Annotated in this window: 18 protein-coding genes; 8 read left to right on the top strand and 10 right to left on the bottom strand. The window is 72.4% G+C overall.

Translation table 11 applies throughout. From position 1 onward, the window contains the following. Window positions 1–68: 68 nt before the first annotated feature. The 4 genes from thiM (at window position 69) to thiD (ending at window position 3653) form a co-directional block, all read left to right on the top strand. Window positions 69–890: a hydroxyethylthiazole kinase gene (thiM, locus tag LIP_RS06430; RefSeq protein WP_068135818.1), complete on the top strand. Its 822-nt coding sequence runs from the start codon at window positions 69–71 to the stop codon at window positions 888–890. Next, the gene (gene thiE / locus LIP_RS06425; RefSeq protein WP_082725952.1) at window positions 890–1594 is read left to right on the top strand and encodes a thiamine phosphate synthase; all 705 of its coding nucleotides are present in this window, start codon (window positions 890–892) and stop codon (window positions 1592–1594) included. Before thiM ends, thiE begins: the two co-directional genes overlap by 1 nt. Then, entirely contained in the window at window positions 1584–2600 is a 1017-nt protein-coding gene (thiL, locus tag LIP_RS06420; protein ID WP_068135815.1) for a thiamine-phosphate kinase, read from the top strand. Before thiE ends, thiL begins: the two co-directional genes overlap by 11 nt. Before the next feature lie 162 nt (window positions 2601–2762). Further along, complete coding sequence (gene thiD / locus LIP_RS06415; RefSeq protein WP_144440370.1) at window positions 2763–3653, top strand: bifunctional hydroxymethylpyrimidine kinase/phosphomethylpyrimidine kinase; 891 nt, start codon at window positions 2763–2765, stop codon at window positions 3651–3653. Window positions 3654–3715: 62 nt separating this feature from the next. On the opposite strand, the gene LIP_RS06410 is transcribed toward thiD, so the two are convergent. The 10 genes from LIP_RS06410 to argF form a co-directional block, all read right to left on the bottom strand. Further along, window positions 3716–4528 (bottom strand): CBS domain-containing protein, encoded by an 813-nt coding sequence (locus LIP_RS06410; protein ID WP_158509572.1) that lies wholly within the window; start codon window positions 4526–4528, stop codon window positions 3716–3718. Between the two features lie 200 nt (window positions 4529–4728). Next, complete coding sequence (locus LIP_RS06405) at window positions 4729–5154, bottom strand: DUF3054 domain-containing protein (protein ID WP_068135806.1); 426 nt, start codon at window positions 5152–5154, stop codon at window positions 4729–4731. Between the two features lie 6 nt (window positions 5155–5160). Further along, window positions 5161–6975: a thiamine pyrophosphate-binding protein gene (locus LIP_RS06400; RefSeq protein WP_068135803.1), complete on the bottom strand. Its 1815-nt coding sequence runs from the start codon at window positions 6973–6975 to the stop codon at window positions 5161–5163. Between the two features lie 174 nt (window positions 6976–7149). Continuing rightward, a complete protein-coding gene (gene rlmD / locus LIP_RS06395) occupies window positions 7150–8553 on the bottom strand; it encodes a 23S rRNA (uracil(1939)-C(5))-methyltransferase RlmD (RefSeq protein WP_158509571.1) in 1404 nt (467 codons plus the stop codon). Between the two features lie 94 nt (window positions 8554–8647). After that, window positions 8648–8947, bottom strand: coding sequence for a hypothetical protein (locus LIP_RS06390; RefSeq protein WP_068135797.1), 300 nt, complete (start codon window positions 8945–8947; stop codon window positions 8648–8650). 60 nt (window positions 8948–9007) lie between these two features. Next, window positions 9008–9793 (bottom strand): HAD-IIB family hydrolase, encoded by a 786-nt coding sequence (locus tag LIP_RS06385; RefSeq protein ID WP_068135792.1) that lies wholly within the window; start codon window positions 9791–9793, stop codon window positions 9008–9010. Then, window positions 9757–11103: a glycosyltransferase gene (locus tag LIP_RS06380; RefSeq protein ID WP_068135790.1), complete on the bottom strand. Its 1347-nt coding sequence runs from the start codon at window positions 11101–11103 to the stop codon at window positions 9757–9759. Before LIP_RS06380 ends, LIP_RS06385 begins: the two co-directional genes overlap by 37 nt. A 207-nt stretch (window positions 11104–11310) precedes the next feature. Further along, window positions 11311–12648 carry a GH1 family beta-glucosidase gene (locus LIP_RS06375; protein ID WP_068135787.1) on the bottom strand — a complete coding sequence of 446 codons (1338 nt, stop codon included), beginning with the start codon at window positions 12646–12648 and terminating at the stop codon, window positions 11311–11313. Between the two features lie 19 nt (window positions 12649–12667). Next, on the bottom strand, window positions 12668–13972 hold the full coding sequence (locus tag LIP_RS06370; RefSeq protein ID WP_068141652.1) for a cyclic 2,3-diphosphoglycerate synthase: 1305 nt from the start codon (window positions 13970–13972) through the stop codon (window positions 12668–12670). 127 nt (window positions 13973–14099) lie between these two features. After that, window positions 14100–15083 (bottom strand): ornithine carbamoyltransferase, encoded by a 984-nt coding sequence (gene argF / locus LIP_RS06365; RefSeq protein WP_144440368.1) that lies wholly within the window; start codon window positions 15081–15083, stop codon window positions 14100–14102. 270 nt (window positions 15084–15353) lie between these two features. On the opposite strand from argF, the gene LIP_RS06360 reads away from it, so the two are divergent. The 4 genes from LIP_RS06360 (at window position 15354) to LIP_RS06345 (ending at window position 18712) form a co-directional block, all read left to right on the top strand. Further along, complete coding sequence (locus LIP_RS06360) at window positions 15354–15911, top strand: peroxiredoxin (RefSeq protein ID WP_068135785.1); 558 nt, start codon at window positions 15354–15356, stop codon at window positions 15909–15911. A 59-nt stretch (window positions 15912–15970) separates the two neighbouring features. Continuing rightward, a complete protein-coding gene (locus LIP_RS06355; RefSeq protein WP_068141648.1) occupies window positions 15971–16432 on the top strand; it encodes a redoxin domain-containing protein in 462 nt (153 codons plus the stop codon). Window positions 16433–16616: 184 nt separating this feature from the next. Beyond that, window positions 16617–17612 (top strand): ABC transporter ATP-binding protein, encoded by a 996-nt coding sequence (locus LIP_RS06350; protein WP_068135781.1) that lies wholly within the window; start codon window positions 16617–16619, stop codon window positions 17610–17612. Then, complete coding sequence (locus tag LIP_RS06345) at window positions 17609–18712, top strand: ABC transporter permease (RefSeq protein ID WP_068135778.1); 1104 nt, start codon at window positions 17609–17611, stop codon at window positions 18710–18712. Before LIP_RS06350 ends, LIP_RS06345 begins: the two co-directional genes overlap by 4 nt. Window positions 18713–18851: the final 139 nt, after the last annotated feature.

Raw genomic sequence — 18851 nt, 5'->3', positions numbered from 1 at the left:
CCCTCCCCTGCCGCGCCGGTTGTCGCGCCTCCGGGGCGGCGCCCCTCCACCCAGGAGGGACGACTTCCGTGTCTTCGACCTACGATCTCACCCTCCACGAAACGGCCGCCGCCATCCTCGAGCGGCTGCGCCGGGAGGTTCCGCTGATCCACCACATCACCAACCTGGTGGTCACCAACGTGACCGCCAACGCCACCCTGGCCGTGGGCGCCTCGCCCGTCATGGCCCACGCCCCCGAAGAGGTGGCCGAGATGGCCCGGGTGGCCCGGGCCCTGGTGCTCAACATCGGCACCCTCTCCCCGGAGCAGGTGGAGGCCATGCTGAAGGCGGGGCGGGCCGCGGCCGAGGCGGGCGTGCCCATCGTGCTGGACCCGGTGGGGGCCGGGGCGACCAGCCTCCGTACCGAGAGCTCCCGCCGCCTCCTGGCCGAGCTGCCCGTGAGCGTGGTCCGGGGCAACGCGGCCGAGCTCTCTATCCTGGCCGGGGGAGAGGCTCGGGTGCGAGGGGTGGACGCCGTCTCGGCCGGCGACACCGCCGCCATGGCCCGCGAGCTCGCCCGGGCGCACGGCCTGGTGGCGGCGGCCACCGGCGCCACCGATTACGTGACCGACGGCGAGCGCACCCTGGCGGTGGAGAACGGCCACCCCTGGCTCCGCCTGGTGACGGGCACCGGCTGCATGGCCACCTCGGTGGTGGCCGCCTTCGCGGCCGTCCACCCGGACCGGCTGGAGGCGACCGCGGCCGCCCTCGCCTACTACGGCCTGGCCGCGGAGCGGGCGGCCGCGGCCGGGGGCGGGCCCGGCACCTTCCAGGTCCACCTGATGGACCAGCTCCACGCCCTCACGCCCGACGACGTCCGGCGGGGCGCCCGGATCCGGAGGGAAGGCTGATGCCCGATCCTCGCCCGCAGGGCGACAGCAACCGGCAGGGCACCGCCCGTCCTCTGGCCCCGGAGCGGCTCCGCCTCTACGTGGTGACCGACCGCGGCCTCTCCCGCGGCCGGTCCGAGGTGGAGGTGGTGCGGGAGGCGCTGGCCGGCGGCGCGACCGCGATCCAGCTCCGGGGCAAGGAGCTGTCCGGCCGGGAACTCTATGAGGTGGGCCTGGATCTGCGGCAGGCCACCCGGCAGGCGGGCGCCCTCCTCTTCGTGGACGACCGGCTGGACGTGGCCCTGGCCATCGGGGCGGACGGGGTCCACCTGGGCCAGGAGGACCTGCCCCTGGCCGACGCGCGGCGCCTGGCCGGTTCGGAGCTCCTCATCGGCATCACCGCCGAGACGGTGGAGCAGGCGGTGGAGGCCGAGCGGGGCGGCGCCGACTACCTGGGCACCCGGGCGGTCTTCGCCACCCCCACCAAGGCGTACCGGGAGCCCATCGGGATCGAGCTCCTGGCCGAGATGGTGCGGGCCGTCTCCATTCCCGTGGTGGCCATCGGGGGGATCAAGGCGTCGAACGCCAGGGAGGTGCTGGCCACGGGGGTTAGCGGCCTCGCGGTGGTTTCGGCGGTCGTGGCAGCCGAGGACGTGCGGGCGGCAGCTGCGGAACTGGAGGAGATCGTGGCCGCCGAGAGGAGGTGGGTGGGCGGTGCCGGGTGAGTTCGAGATCATCGAGCGGATCCGCCGCCAGGTGGGTCCCCCGGGACCCGGGGTGCTCCAGGGCATCGGCGACGACGCGGCCGTGCTGGAGGCGCCGGGCGCCACCCTGCTCGCGAGCAGCGACGCGCTGGTCGAGGGGATCCACTTCCACCTCTCCTACATGAGCCCCCGCCAGGTCGGCCGGAAGGCGATGGCCGTCAACCTGAGCGACGTCGGCAGCATGGGCGGGCGGCCGCTCTTCGCCCTCGTCACCCTGGGGCTCCGGCGGGGGCTACCCGAAGGGTTCCTGGACGAACTCTACGCGGGGCTCCTCGAGATGGGCCGCACCCACGGCACCCAGGTGGTGGGTGGCGACACGGTCACCAGCCCCGAGCGCTTCTTCATCGACGTGGCCATCCTGGGCGTGCCGGGCGAGGGGCCCCCCGTGCTCCGCAGCGGGGCCCGGGTGGGCGACCGGGTGGCCGTGACCGCACCCCTGGGCGCCTCGGGCGCGGGGCTCGCCTGGCTCCTGGCCGAGCGGGAGGAGCGGCTTCCGGCAGGGGCGCGCGGGGCCGCACAGGAGGCCGTCTTGGCCTGCGTGCGGGCCCACCTGGAGCCCACCCCCAGGGTGCAGGCGGGGCAGGCGCTGGCCGCATGCGGGGCAGTCCACGCGATGATGGACATCAGCGACGGGCTCGCCTCGGAGGTGAACCACGTCGCCCGGGAGTCCGGCGTGGGCATCCGGGTGCGGGGCGGCGACGTCCCTGTGGCACCGGAGGCCTCCGAGATGGGCCGTCTGCTGGACGCGGACCCCTTCCCGTGGGCCCTCAGCGGGGGTGAAGACTACGAGCTCCTCTTCACCTACAATCCCGCCGCCGAGGACCGGGTCCAGGCGGCGCTGGCGGGCGCCGGCCTCCGGCTCCACGTGCTGGGCGAGGTGACCCGTCGGGAGGAGGGCGTCACCCTCGAGCGGGAGGGGCAGCTCCACCCGCTGCCCCCCGCGGGCTACGTCCACCTGCAGGACTGATCCCACCGCGTTCGGCGAGCGTGCGGGGGTCTGAGCGGCTCGGCCTGAGCCCTCGCGCTTCTCCTTGCAGGACTTGGCGCCGGCATCCACTTGGCGGGGGCGGCTCCCGCAGCAGGATCCTTCGCCGCGCCGGTGGAAAGCCCCACCCGAGGTGACCCACTCGTGGCCAAGGACGTTTCCGTTCCCGCTTTCGTCGGCCCCTTCGGGGACCGGCCTCCTATCGCCCTTACCATCGCCGGCTCGGACTCGGGCGGCGGTGCCGGCATCCAGGCGGACCTGAAGACCTTCACCGTCCTGGGCTGCTTTGGCACCAGCGTCCTCACGGCCATCACGGCGCAGAACACCCTGGGGGTGCAGGCCGCCGAGGCGCTGGAACCCAGCCTGGTGCTTCAGCAGATGCGGTCGGTCATGTCGGACATTGGAGCCGACGCGGCCAAGACCGGGATGCTGGCCAACGCGGCGGTGGTGGAGGCGGTGGCCCAGGGCGTGCGGGAGCTGGGGATCCGCCCGCTGGTGATCGACCCGGTGATGATGGCCAAGGGCGGCGAGCCGCTCCTCGCCCCCGAAGCCCGAACGGCGCTGGTAGAGGAGCTTCTCCCCCTGGCAACCGTGATCACGCCCAACATCCCCGAGGCCGAGGCGCTCACGGGCCTTCGGATCGGTTCGCTGGATGAGATGCGCGAGGCCGTCCGGCGGCTCCACGGCCTGGGACCTGCCTGGGTGGTGGTGAAGGGTGGCCACCGGACGGGCCCCGAGGCGGTGGACGTGGTCTTCGACGGTACCCGGTTCCACGAGCTGCGGGCGCCCCGGATCGACAGCGATCGGACCCACGGGACGGGGTGCACCTTCTCGTCGGCCATCACCGCGTACCTGGCGCACGGGTTGCCTGTTCTGGATGCCTTGCGGCGCGCCAAGACCTTCGTCACCCGTGCCATCGAGACAGCCCCACGCATCGGTGGGGGTCATGGGCCGACCAACCACCTGTGGCCGATGGGTACGACGCGTCTTCCTGGATCTGCCGTGGAGGCTAAGCGTGGCCCGGCAGGCGCCTGAACTCCTCTGGAGTGACGTCGATCTCGCGCAGGATCTCGCGTACCAGGGGCCTTGCGACTACCTTACTCCGGCCGCTCGGACCGGATGGCGGAGAGGAAGTCGGCGGCGTAGACGTCCAGGAGGTCGGCTCGCTCAGGGTCCAGGTCGCGGTTGTGGGCCACCCGGTTGCGGAGTTCCTGGAGGTCGGTGAAGCGCCGCATCACCCACTCGCGGGAGCGGAAGACGGGCCGGAAGAACTCGGCCCAGTTGCGGTTGTCCAGGATGATCACCAGGTAGTCGCCGAAGCTTGCATACTCGAGCAGCGGGGCGGCGCGCTCGTCGGCCGCCAGGGCCTCGGGGAGATGGTCCAGCGCGTCCCGGTGGCGCGCCTCGCACCGGTTGCGAATGCCGGCGGGGACCCGCTGCTCCCACCAGTCGTCTCCCGCTTGCGAAAGCCGTTCGGCCAGGAAGGCGCGCAACTCGTCCTCCAGCTCGTCCAGGATGATGGCGGGCCGGAAGCGGACGACCAGGTCCATGGAGGTGACGATGCCGTAGCCTGCAGGGGTCTCCACCAGGACGGCGTGGCTCTTCTCCAGGAGCCGCAGGAGGCCGCTGATGCTCCGCTCGGGCTCCACCACGGGCAGCGGCGGGCTGCAGACCTGGCCCACGTTGCGCCGGGCCAGCTCGACCCGGATGTCCCCTACCCCCGAGCGGTCCGCGATCTCCCAGTAGAGGCGGCGCACGTCGCTGGCGAAGAAGGTCCCCACCAGCTTCCCGTCCTCCAGCACGGGGAGCTGCGCGTAGCCGCTCTGGTCCAGCATGCCGATGGCATAGAGCACCGGCGCCCGGCTCTCCACGCAGAGCGCCGGGTGGTGCATCACGTCCCGTGCCCGCACCCGCATCCCGCCTCGAACCGGCCGGTTCATTCCCCTCGCGTGGGGACGCCGTGGAGTCTCGGCCGGGCCCCTGACCTGCGGCAGACTGACTTCGCTTCAAGACGCAGTCTTTCCTCCGCAGGCGGCTGGGGCCGCCCGATGTCGTGGGAGGTCGTCGCGGGCCCGGCCGGACCAGCGGCAGGGCATCCCGGCTCGACCGCTCACGCAGCCCTGCCGGTTCGGGAGGCGGTCCAGGCGTAGCCGGCGCGCCAGAGACCCAGGATGACCAGGTTCGTGCCCAGAACCACCAGGGCGAAGCTCCAGGGCACTTCTCGCTGCAGGAGCAGGGCGCGCAGCAGGAGCCCCACGGGCCAGGCCGCGAGCCACGTGAGCGCGGTGCGCTTCACAGCGTCGGCCGGCCGGGCGAGGCGGGCGGGGTCGAAGGCGTGGAGGCCCGCCCCCACCACCAGCCAGGCGAGCGCGAAGGGCAGCGCCGCCTCCACCGTGCCCCAGAGGGACGCCGCCACCCCGTGGCTCGCCCGGCCCAGCGCGCCGAAGACGAGAAAAGCCACCATGTCGCCCGCCACCAGGATCCCGCGATGTGCTGGCAGTTCGCCCTCACGCGCGCGGGGATCGCGCCGGATCATGAGCGGTCACTCTCCTCTTTCCGTATCGTCCGTCTCTTCGCGATGGGCCCCATCGATCCAGACCTCCAGCACCGCAGGCCCGGCCTCTGCCAGGGCCCAGGTAAGGCCCTCGTCCAGTTGAGACGGGGTCCGCACCCGGCGGCCCGCCGCGCCCAGGCCGCGGGCCAGCTCCACATAGTCGGGGTACGGAGGTCCCAGTCGCATCTCGAGCAGGTCTGCCTGAGGTGCGAGGGCGGCCTCGCCTGGGGCGCCAGCCCCACCTCCGCGGCCCGGCGTTTCCCCGAAGCCCTCCTTCAGGATCCGGTAGGCCCCGTTGCGGAGGATCACCACGGGAAGCTTCAGCCTCTCGCGGGCCGCGGTCCAGAGGGCCTGGAAGGAGTAGAGCACCGAGCCGTCGCCCACAAAGGCCAACACGGTTCGCTCCGGGCGAGCCAGCTTCACCCCCACCGCCGCCGGCAGGCCCCATCCGAGGGCGGTGCCCTTGATGCCGTGGAATGCTTCAGGGTCCCGGAAAGTGCGGCGGGCCAGCAAGGCCCGGGTGGAGGTGAGCGCCTCCTCCACCACCACGGAGTCGGCGGGCAGCAGGTGCTCCAGCGCCGCGGCGACAGACTCGGCCGTCAGCGCCGTGCCGATGTCCGACCGGCCATCGACCGCCCCGGGGATCACGCTCCCGCCTGCGTCGCCGGCCTTTGGTCCACTCTCTCCCGCGTCTCGACGGCTTCGCTCCGCCTGAAGCGCCGCCTCGCGGTCGGTCCGCCTCTCCTGCAGGCGCTCGGCCAGCGCCGGGTCCGCCGCCACCGCCTGCCGCACCGCCCACACGAGCGCCCGGAGGGTGGCCGTGAATGGGCCTACCACGGCCTCCCGGGAGGCAAGACCCTCCAGGAGCGCACCGTGGCTCTCCTCGAAGCGCACCTGCCGGGCCGTGCGGGCCGCATCCCACTCGGGGGCCCAGAGGACGGGGACCAACCGGCTCGCCCCGACGACCAGGAGGAGATCCGCCTCGCCCAGCACCCGCCCCAGCTCCGGACCGCCCGCGGGCAACGGCCCCGCCCAGAGGGGATGGTCCGTGGGGAAGGCCAGGCGGGGCGGGATCCGCTCGGCACGCACCTCCACCCCCAGGAGCTCGGCCAGCTCCACCAGCAGGAGCTGCACCTCCGCCCGGGCCGCCCGTTCCCCCACCACCATGAGGGGCGCCCCGGCCTCCAGGATCTCCCGGGCGATCTCCGCGAGGTCTGACGGCTCCGCTCTGCCGGGTTCCACCGCCCGGGGAAGCGCCAGGGACTCTTCCGGCACGGGCTCCTCCAGGAGGTCCACCGGCAGCCCCAGGAAGACCGGACCCGCGGGGGGAGTGAGCGCCGTGTGGATCGCCCGCCGCAGCGCGGGCACGAGCTCGCCGGCCCGGCGGAGCTCGTAAGCCCACTTGGTGACGGGCCGGGCCATGGACACCAGGTCCCCGGCCAGGGGCGGATCGTGGAGAGCCAGGCGCGACGGGACCTGGCCGGCCGTTACGAGCAGAGGCACCCCCGAACGATGGGCGTTGTAGAGGTTCCCCATGGCATTGGCCAGGCCCGGGGCCGCGTGGAGGTTCACCACCCCCAGGCGGCGGCCCGCTTGCGCGTAGCCGTGGGCCATGCCTACCGCCACCCCGTCGTGCAGGGCCATCACGTACCGGGGCGACGGGCGGCCAGCCAGGGCCGCCAGGAGGGGCAGCTCGGTGGTTCCCGGGTTGCCGAAGATTCGGTCCACGCCAGCCTCCGAGAGCGCGTCGAGGAGCCGGGCGGCCACCGTTCCCGTTGAGGTCTGGAGCTGCTCGAGGTCCACCGGATGCCCCCCAAACTCTTCGAGGCCGCGGTCGGGGGTGTCGCCCCGGCGGCCGGTGCTGATGGTTCCTATTCCCCGGAGGCTGGGTGAGTTCCTGGCCGAAGGAGGCAGGGAAGTGGGAGGTCCAACCGGGGGTCCCCGCCTCGCAGCGCGCTCTCTCTCCGGCGCGCGGGCCTATCTGCCCCGACGCACCTGCGCGACCGCCTCCACGTGTGCGGTACGGGGGAACATGTCCACCGGCTGGACCCGCTCCACCCGGTAGCCCTTCCGCACCAGGTGGGCCAGGTCGCGGGCCAGGGTCTCGGGGTCGCAGGAGACGTAGGCGAGGCGGCGGACGGTCGAAGCCGCCAGGGCGTCGAGCGCCTCGGGGCGCACGCCGCTGCGGGGCGGGTCCACCACGGCCACGTTCGGGCGGAAGCCCTCCCGCACCCGCCGGGGCAGCCACTCCTCCAGGCGGGCGGCGGCGAAGCGGGCGTTTCCGATGCGGTTCCGGCGGGCGTTCTCCCGGGCGTCGCTGACGGCCTGGCGGTTCTCCTCCACGCCCCAGACGAAGCGGGCCTCTTGGGCCAGGAAGAAGGTGATGCCGCCCACGCCGCAGTAGCCGTCCAAGGCGGCGTCGGCGGGTTCCGGTGCGGCCAGCTCCACCGCGAGGCGGTAGAGCCGCTCCGCCTGAACCCGGTTCACCTGGAAGAAGGACCGGATCGAGAGGCGGAACCGGAAGGGCCCCAGGTGCTCCTCCAGGTACGGGCGGCCCCAGAGGAGGTGCTCCTGGCTCCCCAGGATCCGGTTGCTGGCCTCGGGCTGCACGTTCTGGACCACGCCCGCCAGCCCAGGGAGGCCCGCCACCAGGCCTTCCACCACCGTGTCGGGGATCGGGGCGGCGGTGTGGGTCACCCAGGCCACCAGGATCTGGGAAGGAATGCTGCTCTCGCGTACCACCACGTGGCGCAGGAAGCCCTGGCCCGTGTACTCGTCGTAGGGCTCGAGGCCCGCCTCGTCGGCCAGGCGCCGGCAGAGGCCGGCGGCCTGCACCAGCCCGGGGCTCTGGATGAGGCAGTCGCCGGTGGGGACCAGCTCGTGGCTGCCCCGGCGGTAGAAACCCAGCACCAGCCTGCCGCCCGCGACGCCCGCCGGGAACTGGACCTTGTTGCGATACCCCCACGGCTCCCCCGAGGGCATGCCCCAGACGGGCTCCACCGCCACGCCCTGGAGCCCGCCCACCCGCTGCAGCGCGGCCTCCACCCGCCGGCGCTTCCACACGAGCTCAGCCGGGTAGCTCAGGTGCTGCAGCTGGCAGCCCCCGCAGCCGGCATAGACGGGGCACGGGGGCGCCACCCGGTCCGGCGAGGCCTCCAGGACCTCCACCAGGCGCGCCCGGCCGTAGCGCTTGTGGAGCGCGTCCACCTCCACCGCCACCCGCTCGCCGGGGAGTGCTCCCGGGACGAAGAAGACGAAGCCCTCATGCCGGCCTACCCCGTCGCCGGAGTGGTTCAGGTCCACCACCCGCAGCTCGAAGCGGTCGCCGGGGGCGAGCCGCCCACCGGCAACCCCCGTGCCCGAGATGGGAGCCGAGACCATGGTCGATCCCCCCGCCCCTGCCCGTCGCGTCCGGATCTCGCTGGCCATCATATCCTGCCCGTTGCGGGCGCGCAAGGGCGGCCCCGCGGCGGGCTCACGCGAAGCGCCTCTCGCCGCCGCGGGGCCGCCTCAGCCGGAACTTGCCGCACCCCAGCACCGTCAGCCCCGGGCGGGGCGCCGTCTGGAGCCGGCAGCACCCGGCCCCGTCGTTCTCCTCGCAGTGGAGCGCCAGGCAGGAGACCGGAAACCGGAAGCAGTACGCGCACGGGTCGAAGCCCTGATCCTCCGCCTGGGCGCGGGGCATCTCCCGCCGCTCGTCCCGCGAGAGCAGCGGGCAGCGGGCCCGGTGGTACCTTCTTCCGTATCGCCCCCCGACGTAGACCGGCTCCTCCAACCGCCCTCCCTCCTCCGAGGGGCGCGTGCCCTTCCCCTCCTATACGAGGGGATACACATCTCAGGAGGATTTGGTGACGGTTGAAGGGGGATGTGAGGTCGTGGGCCATCCGTGGTGCTCGAGGCCTTCGAGGATCCCCCAGGCTGCCCGGGCTTGGGCGAAATGGAGGCGAGGCCTGCCCCGCAACGACTCCAGCTCGGGGCGGTAGCCTCCCACCACCACCGCCCGGAAGCCCGCCTCCAGCATGGAGCGGTCGTTCCCTGAGTCGCCGCAGGCCAGGACGGCCTCTTCGGGCCAGCCCCCCTGCTCCACCAGGTACCGCAGGGCGGCGCCCTTGCCCGCCGGAGGCGGCAGGAGGTCCACGTTCACCCCGGCGGAGACGATGATCTGCACCGAAAGCCCCGCCCGCTCCAGCGCCCGGCGCAAGCGGGGGACAACCTGAGCCTCCGGGCGGGTGAGCCAGAAGCTCGCCCGGAAGCGGGAAGGCCGCACAGGCTGGGGCTCGAGGCCTTCCACCCGACGGACGGCAGCGTCCACTCGGGGGCCGTCCCACTCCGCATCCAGGCGCGCCGCCCAGGCCTCGTCCTCCACGAAGGCACCGCCCGCGGACGGCCGCCACACCTGGGTTCCCACGTCGGTCACCAGGACGTCGGGCGTGCGAAGGCCCACCTCGTGCATGAGGCCCTGTGCGGACTCCAGGCTCCGCCCCGTGAGGTAGAGGAGCCGGTGGGGCTCCAGGCGGTCCAGCGCGTGCCAGAGCGCCTGGAGCCCGTCGGGCTCGCCCACCAGGGTGTCGTCCAGGTCCGTGGCTAGGACGAGGCGGGGGCCATGAGGGGTGTGGGCCACGCGGTACCGACCTCCTGGTAGAGGGCGTCCATGGCGGCGGCGATCCGCTGCCAGGCGTACTCCCGCCGCACCTGGCGGAGCGCCCCCCGGCGAAGCCGCCGGCGCAACGCCTCGTCCGAGAGGAGTCGCTCCAGGGCCGCGGCCAGGGCCTCGTCGTCCACGGGGGGCACGTGCAGGCCGCTCACCCCGTGCTTCACCGTGTGCGAGAGACCGCCCACCTTGGAGGCCACCACCGCCGCCCCGCTGGCCAGCGCCTCCAGGGCCACCATGCCGAAGGACTCGTACCGGGAGGGCACCGCCACCACGTCCGCGGCGTGGAACCAGAGGGAGAGCCGTTCCTGGTCCACAGGGCCCAGGAAGGTGACCCGATCCCGCACCCCGCCGGCCCGGAGGATCTGCTCGAGCAGCCTGCGCTGCGGGCTCCAGTCGGCCACGGGCACGCGGGGGCCGTCGCCCCCCGCCAGCACCAGCCTAAGGGGCTTGCCCCGCCAGCCACGCGCCAGGCGGGCGAAGGCGCACCCCAGCACGTCCACGCCCTTCTGGGGCACGAAGCGGCCCGCGAAGAAGAGGGTGAGCTCCTCCGGCTCCCGCCCGGGCGGGAGCTGGCCGGGGCGCGGACGGAAGACGTCGGGGTCCACCCCGCAGGGGATGACGCGGATCCGCTCCCGGGGGGCGCCGTATCCCTCCACCAGGCGCTCCACCTCCGGCGGCGAGGTAGCCACCACCGCATCCGCGTGGGTCACCACCGCCCGCTCTTCCTCCAGCCGCGACGGGTCCACCGCCCGGGGCTGATGCTCGATCTTGTCCAGTCCCAGCGAGTGGGACGTGTGCACCTGGGGCAGCCCGGTGCGCGCCTTCAACAGCCTTCCGACCCTGCCTGAGATCCAGTAGTGGCTGTGGATGAGGTGGTATCGGTCGAAGGAGCCCACCCGGCGGTCACGACGCACCATCTGGCCCAGTTCCGAGACGAAGGCTGGCACGTGCCGAAGCAGCCGGTCCTTGGGAACGTAGCCCTTCTTGCCTGCTGCGAGCCGAATCACCCGCACCCCGTCGAAGGGGTACTCCACCTGCGGGCGATCCGGGTCGTCCCAGTGGGTGAAGACGTCCACCACCACGCCCTTCTTGCCCAGGTGGCGCGCCAGCTCGCGCACGTAGACGTTCTGCCCGCCCGTCTGCTCGCCCCCGGGCGGAGCCATGGGGTCCCCGTGATCGGAGATCATCAACACCCGGCGGCCGGCCTGGAAAAGGCTCGAGGCCTCGCCGTCGGAGGGGCCGGTCCGGCCCTCCTGCTTCACCTGCTCCACCTCCACCAGGGTTCCTTCCAGGACGCAGAACGTCCCGTTGGGACCGGATGTGTCCCCATACTACCACGCGAAGGGGCCCCCTGGCGAACCGGATGAGGGAGACTCTGGCAAGCAGACTTCTCGGTAACCGTCCTCAGGACGGATCCTGGGCGCCGAGGACCCGATCCCTCCCCCTCCCTCCCCTATCCGGCGGGAGGGGGAAGGATCAGCCCGTCACCCCAGCGGAACGGCGTTGGCCTGAGCCACCTGGGCGTACCAGCGGGCGGAACGCTTCCAGACCCGCTCCAGGGACCCAGGCACCACGTAGAGGAGGCCGAACCGCTTGCTGTAGCCGAAGGCCCACTCGAAGTTGTCCATCAGGCTCCAGTAGAAGTAGCCCTTCAGGGGCACACCCGCCCCGATGGCCGCGTGCGCCCGGCTCAGGTGCTCCCGGACGTACGCGATGCGCCGGGGGTCGTCCACCTCGCCGTCCTGGATCTCGTCGGCGAAGGCGGCGCCGTTCTCGGTGACGTAGACGGCCTGCGGGTGGTACTCCCGGTGAACCCGGATCAACAGGTCGTAGAGGCCCTGGGGGTAGACCTCCCAGCCCATCTCGGTCAGGTCGCCCCGGGCGGGCACCATGCCCACGCCGTAGAGGCCCTGGGGGTCCGCCTCCACCACCTGGCGCGTGTAGTAGTTGACGCCCAGGAAGTCCACGGGGGTCGAGATCCTCTCCATCTCCTCGGGCGTGGCCTGGGGCAGCGCGCTCCGCATGAGGTCCGGGAGCTCAGGATAGGCCCCCCGGAAGATCGGGTCCAGGAAGAGACGGTTGGTGAAGCGGTCCGCCAGGTCGGCGGCCTGCCCGTCGGCCTCTTTCCCCGTGGCCGGCTCCACCGGCGACAGGTTGAGGGTGATGCCGATCTGGGCCCGCCGGGGGCCGTCGTGCCGGAAGGCCTCCACCGCCCACCCGTGGGCCAGGAGCAGGTGGTGCACCACCCGCATGGCCAGGGGGAAGTCGCCGAAGCCCGGAGCGTGCTGGCCGAAGGCATGTCCCAGGATGGCGGCCACCCAGGGCTCGTTGAGGGTGATCCAGAGGGGTACCCGGTCGCCCAGGGCCTGGTAGAGGGTGTGAGCGTACTCGGCGAAGTAGCGGCCCGTGTCCCGGTTGTCCCAGCCGCCTTTCTCCTGCAGGGCCTGGGGCAGGTCCCAGTGGTACAGGGTGAGGCAGGGCTGGATGTGCCGCCCCTGCAGGGCGTCCACCAGCCGGCGGTAGAAGTCCAGGCCCTTCTGGTTCACCGGGCCCTTCCCTTCGGGGAAGATCCGGGGCCACGCCACTGAGAAGCGGTAGGCGTTCATCCCCATCCGGGCCATGTGCTCCACGTCCTCCGGGTACCGGTGGTAGTGGTCGCAGGCCACGTCGCCCGTCTGGCCTTCGAAGGTCTTGCCCGGCGTGTGGCTGAAGCGATCCCAGATGGATTCGCCCCGCCCGTCCTCCCGGACCGCCCCCTCCACCTGGTACGAGGCGGTGGCCGTGCCCCAGAGGAAGCCGTCCGGAAACCGCAGCTCGGCCATACGAGAACCCTCCTCTCTTCTAGGACGGTGCGAGCCCCGGGAGCCTTTCCCGCAGCACGTCCTCCAGGGCCGCCGCGCTCGAAGCGTCCAGGTCGTAGTAGGCCCTTACGGTCGGCTTGTCGATGGGCACCACCCGCCGGAGGTCGATGGGCGTGCCGATCACCACCGCGTCCACCGGAGCCCGCCGGATCGTCTCGCCGAGCTCGGCCACCTGCTCCTCCCCATAGCCCATCGCGGGCAGCAGCTCGCCCAGCTGGGGGAAGCGGGAGAAGGTCTCCTGCAGCGAGCCCACCGCATGGGGCCGGGGGTCCACCAGGACCGCGCCGGCCCTCCGGGCGGCCAGCACGCCGGCCCCGTAGCTCATGCCGCCGTGGGTGAGGGTGGGGCCGTCCTCCACCACCAGCACCCGCTTGCCCGCCAGGTCCGCCCCGTTCTCCAGCCGGATCGGCGAGCCGGCCTCGATCACCCGCGCCCCGGGGTTGAGGAAGGCCAGGTTCCGCCGCACCTCGGCCACCTGCTCGGGATCCGCGGTGTCCACCTTGTTGATCACGATCACGTCGGCCAGCCGCGCGTTGGCCTCGCCGGGGTGGTACGAGGCCTCGTGCCCGGGCCGGTGCGGGTCGGCCACCACCACGGCCAGGTCCGGCCGGTAGAAGGGCAGGTCGTTGTTGCCCCCGTCCCACAGGACCACGTCCGCCTCGGCCTGGGCCTGCTCCAGGATCCGCCCGTAGTCCACGCCTGCGTAGACCACGTTCCCCCGGTCGATGTGGGGCTCGTACTCCTCCCGCTCCTCGATGGTGCAGCGGTGGCGGTCCAGGTCCTCGTACGCGGCGAAGCGCTGGACGGCCTGGGCGGCCAGATCCCCGTAGGGCATGGGGTGGCGCACCACCGCCACCCGGCGTCCCCACCGGGTGAGGGCCTGGGCCAGCGCCCGGGTGGTCTGGCTCTTACCCGAGCCGGTACGCACCGCGGTCACGGAGACGACGGGAACCTTCGCCTTTAGCCACGTGTCCCTAGGGCCCAGCAGAAGGAAGGTGGCCCCGGCCGCGAGGACCTCGGAGGCCTTGTGCATCACGTAGACGTGCGGCACGTCGCTGTAGGCGAAGACCACGTCGTCCACGGACTCCCGGCGGATCAGGCCGGCCAGCTCGGCCTCGGGCACGATGGGGACCCCCTGGGGGTAGAGCGGCCCCGCGAGCTCTCTGGGATAGACGCGCCCCTCGATGTGCGGGATCTGGGTGGCGGTGAAGGCCACCACCCGCACCCCGGGGTCCTCCCGATAGCGGACGTTGAAGTTGTGGAAGTCCCGCCCCGCGGCGCCCATGATCACCACCCGCCGCACGCGCCTCACCTCCTGACGGCCGCCGGACCCAAGCTCGTTGCTGTCCGTCCTTCCTCCGGACGTCACCGCCCGTCCCCCTCCCTTCGTCGTACCGAAAGACCTGCCGGGCTCACACCTCCGCCCGACCCTCCCCCACCCCCAGGAAGAGGGCGAGGATCGCCTTCTGGGCGTGCAGCCGGTTCTCGGCCTCGTCGAAGACCACCGACTGGGGCCCGTCCATGACCGCGTCGGTGATCTCCTCGCCCCGGTGGGCCGGCAGGCAGTGGAGTACCACCGCCCCCGGCCGGGCGCGGGCCAGGAGCTCCTCGTTCACCTGGTACCTCCTCAAGATGGACACCCGGCGGTCGTGCTCGGCCTCCTGCCCCATGCTGGCCCACACGTCGGTGTAGAGGGCGTCGGCACCCTGGGCCGCCTCCTCGGGGTCCCGACCCAGCACGATGCGGGCGCCTGTCTCCTCGGCCTTGCGCCGGGCCATGGCCACCACCCGGGGGTCCGGCGGGAGCTCCTCGGGGGTGCAGACCCGCAGCTCCATCCCCACTCGGGCCGCCCCCAGCATGAGCGAGTGGGCCACGTTGTTCCCGTCGCCCACGTAGGTCACCACCAGCCGGTGGAGGTCGCCCTTGTGCTCGCGCAGGGTGAGGAAGTCGGCCACCACCTGGGTGGGGTGGTAGCTGTCGGTGAGCCCGTTGATCACGGGGACCGTCGCGTGCCGGGCCAGCTCCTCCACCTCGGCCTGGGCGTAGGTACGGATGAGGATGCCGTCCACCATCCGGGAGAGGACCCGGGCCGTGTCGGCCACGGTCTCGCCGCGCCCGAGCTGGAGGTCCTGGGGGTTCAGGAAGAGGGTGAAACCGCCCAGCTCGTGCATGCCCACCTCAAAGCTCACCCGGGTGCGGGTGGAGGCCTTGGTGAAGATCATGGCCAGGCTGCGCCCGTCCAGCAGCGCTCGGGTCCACGGCGCCCGCCGGGCCTGCTTGAGCACGGCCGCCACGTCGATGATCCGCTGAAAGGCTTCCGAAGAGAGGTCCGCAATGGTGAGGAAGTCGTGGCCCGCCATCTCCTGGGCCACCTCGTCCCGCAAGAGCTGCTCCATCCCCATCCTCCCCTGTGGTTCTCACGCTCCACCGCGACCTTCGTTGCCCTGGGATGGACTTCCTTCACGCATGGATGCATGGAGCCGGCGGCCTGCTCGGCGGCCCCCGGGCGCTCCGAAGGGTCGCTCCCCTGCCCTGGGACCCCTCCTCTCCTCATACTGTGCCCGCCGCCGGGGAAGATTGACCCATGGCCGCTCCGGGGTCGCTCACCCGCGCACGCCGGGCAGGGGCGTGGCACCGGGCGGCCGGCAGACCCCGCATCTGGAGGCATGATGACCGTGACCCTGGTGGGCAAGCCCGCACCCGATTTCGAGATGCCCAGCACCAAGAACCTCGAGCGGCTGGACGAGCCCGTGCGCCTGCAGGACTACCGCGGGCAGTGGCTCGTCTTCTTTTTCTACCCCGCGGACTTCACCTTCGTCTGCCCCACGGAGATCCGGGCCCTGAGCGAGCGCTTCGACGACTTCAAAGAGCTGGGGGCCGACATCCTGGGCTGCAGCGTCGACTCGGTGTGGGTCCACCGGGCCTGGATCAAGAGCCCGCCCGACGGAGACCCGGAAGGGTTGGGCCCCATCCACTACCCCCTGGCCAGCGACCCCACCCGCGCGGTCTCCCGCAGGTACGGCGTCCTGGTGGAGGAGACGGGAACGGCCATGCGGGGCCTCTTTCTCATCGACCCCGACGGCAGGGTGCGCTACGAGGTGGTCCACGAGAATGCCGTGGGCCGCAGCGTGGACGAGACCCTGCGGGTGCTGCAGGCACTCCAGACGGGGGAGCTCTGCGGGGCCAACTGGCGGCCCGGGCAGCGCACCCTGGCCGCCCGCTGAGACGCCCCGTCCGGCCTGCAGCCCATCGAACCCGGCATCGGAGGCGAAAACCCATGCCCATGCACTTGAAGAGCCCGCTCCCGTCCCTGGAGGGGGCGACGGCCTGGCTGAACGGCAAGCCCGAGACCGTGGGGGGAGGCCGCCCCGTCTTCGTCCACTTCTGGGCCGTCTCCTGCCCGGTCTGCAAGGAGTCCATGCCCCAGGTGAACGGTTGGCGCGACACCTACGCCCCCCGGGGGTTGCAGGTGATCTCGGTCCACATGCCCCTGCGTGAGACCGACACGGACCTGGGGCAGGTGCGTGAGACCGCCGAAGGGTTGGGCATCACCCAGCCCGTGGCCGTGGACTCGGAGCTGGCCATCAGCGACCGCTTCGAGAACCAGTACACGCCCGCCTACTACGTCTTCGACGGCGAGGGAAAGCTCCGCCATTACCAGGCCGGGAACCGGGCCATGGACCTGGTGGAGCGTCGCCTCCAGCGGGTGGTGGAGGAGGCCGCCCGCTCCCCGGCCGGAGGCTGAAGCGCCCATCCCCTGGCGCCCGGCCCTGCGTGCTCCGCTCGCGCTCCCCGCCCTCCCTGCTCCGCCCCGTATGACCCGGCTCATCCCGCCCCGTGCCCGCCGTGACTCCCCTTCCGCGCCCGGAACTGGTATCCTTGGAGGCGTGGAAAGGGGTCTGGGAGATCCGCGCGCGGGAGGGGACCAGATGGAGCGCAGCTACGTGGTACGCGTGCAGGGCCTGGTGAAACGCTACGGCGAGACGGTGGCCGTGGCCGGCATCGACTTCGAGGTGGCCGAGGGCGAGGTCTTCGGCCTCCTGGGCCCCAACGGGGCCGGCAAGACCACGACCCTGGAGATCCTGGAGGGCCTGCGGCGGCCCGACGGCGGCGAGGCGGAGGTCGCGGGCCACTCGGTGGTCCGGAACCCGCAGGCGGTGCGGGCCTCCATCGGGGTGCAGCTGCAGGAGGCAGGCTTCTTCGAGCTCCTCACCGTGGAGGAGACCCTGAGCACCTTCGCCGCCTTCCACCGGCGGGCGCTGCCGGTGCGGCCGCTCCTGGAGCGGATGGGGCTCGGCGAGCGCCGCCGCGCCCTGGTGCGCGACCTCTCGGGGGGCCAGAAGCAGCGCCTCTCGGTGGCCCTGGCCCTGATCAACGATCCTCGCCTGGTCTTCCTCGACGAGCCCACCACGGGCCTGGACCCCCAGGCCCGCCGGAACCTGTGGGACGTGATCCGCCAGATCCGCGCCGAGGAGCGCACGCTCATCCTCACCACCCACTACATGGAAGAGGCCGAGGAGCTCTGCGACCGGGTGGCCATCATGGACCACGGGCGCATCCTGGCCCTGGACCGCCCGGACCGCCTGGTGGCCCGGCACGCGCCCGGGGCGGTGGTGGTGCTGGAGGGCCTCGCGGTGCGAAACGGCGTGGTACAGCGGGCGGGCCTTCCCGAGAGCGGGCCGGCGGCGGCCGCAGAGGACGACGACCTGGCCTTCCTCAGGCAGCTTCCGGGCGTGGACGGCCTCTTCCACCCGGAGAACGACGACGAGGCCGTCGCCCTCCGGACCACCGAGGCGCCCGCCACCCTGCAGGCGCTGATCGAGCTGCAGCAGGCGGGTCGCGTCGCCTTCCGCAACCTGCGGGTCGAGCACGCCACCCTGGAAGACGTCTTCCTGCGCCTCACCGGAAGGGGGCTCCGAGAGTGAAGGGGATCTGGGCCGTCGTTCGCATGAGCTTTCTCACCTACGTGCGCGACCGGAGCGCGATGTTCTGGGGGATCCTCTTCCCCGTCCTCCTGATGGGGCTCATCGGCAGCGTCTTCGGCGACTCGGCGCTCCACTTCGACGTGGTGGCCGTGGTGCCCCGGAGCACTGCAGGCTCGCCTTCCTTCGGACCTTCGTTTGGAGAGGCCTTTATAACGGCGCTGAAGCACATGGACCTCTTCACCGTGCGTGAGGAGACCCTCGAGGTCGCCATGAAGGACCTGGAGCAGGGCCGGGCGAGCCTGGTGGTGGTTCTGCCGGAGGCGCCGGCGGCCTGGCCGGTGGGCTCCGAGCCCCTGCCGGTCACCGTCTACCACGACGCGGCCAGCCAGTCGGCCCAGGCGGGGGTGGCGGTGATCCGCGAGGTGGCCAACCGCTTCGACCAGAGCATCACCGGCCGGCCCGCCCGGGTCACGGTGACGGCCGAGGCCCGCGGGGGCCAGGGCTTCAGCATGTTCGACTACCTCCTGCCCGGCATCATCGCCATGACGCTGATGCAGACGGGGCTCATGGGGGTCACCTGGGTGGTGGCCAACTACCGGGAGCAGAAGGTCCTGAAGCGGGTGCTCACCACGCCCTTCCGGCCCGGCGGTTTCCTGGCGGGGCTGATCGGCCGCTTCACGGTCGTGAACCTGTTTCAGGCGGCGATCATCTTCCTGGTGGGGACCTACGTCTTCCACGCCCGCACCCAGGGGGACCTGCTCCAGTACGCCGTCGTGGCCGCGTGGGGCTCGGTCGCCTTCCTGGCCCTGGGCATGGCCATCTCCACCGTCTCCCGCACGGCCGAGGCGGCCAGCAACCTGGGCAACCTGGTGGCCTTCCCCATGATGTTCCTCTCGGGCGTCTTCTGGCCGCGGGAGATGATGCCCGAGGTGCTCCAGCCCTTCCTGGGCCGGCTGCCCCTCTCGCCGCTGGTGGACGCGCTGCGCGCCATCGCCTCGGGCACAGGCACCCTCTTCGATCACCTGGGCGGGCTGGGCTACCTCACCCTCTGGATGGTGGCGGCCATGGCCGTGGCCGTCTGGCGCTTCCGGTGGGAGTGAGGCGGCGGTGACGGCGACATCGGCGGGGCGCGACGCCCGGGTCTCCCTCATCGGGCTGGAGGTGGCCCGCTGGGGCGTGTAGCTGGTGGCCGCGGCGCTGGCCGTGCTCGATCACGAGCCCGGCAACCCATGGGGCCCG

Origin of the sequence: Limnochorda pilosa, assembly GCF_001544015.1 — a bacterium.
Lineage (GTDB): Bacteria > Bacillota > Limnochordia > Limnochordales > Limnochordaceae > Limnochorda > Limnochorda pilosa.
The sequence above is the reverse complement of the archived record's forward strand: the minus strand, read 5'-3'. Positions and strand labels throughout refer to the sequence as shown.

Bases quoted from the DNA above. Each gene is read 5' to 3' on its own strand.
- LIP_RS06360 (WP_068135785.1), top strand. From the start codon at position 15,354: ATGATGACCGTGACCCTGGTGGGCAAGCCCGCACCCGATTTCGAGATG.
- LIP_RS06375 (WP_068135787.1), bottom strand. From the start codon at position 12,648: ATGGCCGAGCTGCGGTTTCCGGACGGCTTCCTCTGGGGCACGGCCACC.
- rlmD (WP_158509571.1), bottom strand. From the start codon at position 8,553: ATGGTCTCGGCTCCCATCTCGGGCACGGGGGTTGCCGGTGGGCGGCTC.
- LIP_RS06355 (WP_068141648.1), top strand. From the start codon at position 15,971: ATGCACTTGAAGAGCCCGCTCCCGTCCCTGGAGGGGGCGACGGCCTGG.
- LIP_RS06350 (WP_068135781.1), top strand. From the start codon at position 16,617: ATGGAGCGCAGCTACGTGGTACGCGTGCAGGGCCTGGTGAAACGCTAC.
- thiE (WP_082725952.1), top strand. From the start codon at position 890: ATGCCCGATCCTCGCCCGCAGGGCGACAGCAACCGGCAGGGCACCGCC.
- LIP_RS06405 (WP_068135806.1), bottom strand. From the start codon at position 5,154: ATGATCCGGCGCGATCCCCGCGCGCGTGAGGGCGAACTGCCAGCACAT.
- argF (WP_144440368.1), bottom strand. From the start codon at position 15,083: ATGGAGCAGCTCTTGCGGGACGAGGTGGCCCAGGAGATGGCGGGCCAC.
- LIP_RS06370 (WP_068141652.1), bottom strand. From the start codon at position 13,972: ATGGGCGCCGCGGGGCGGGACTTCCACAACTTCAACGTCCGCTATCGG.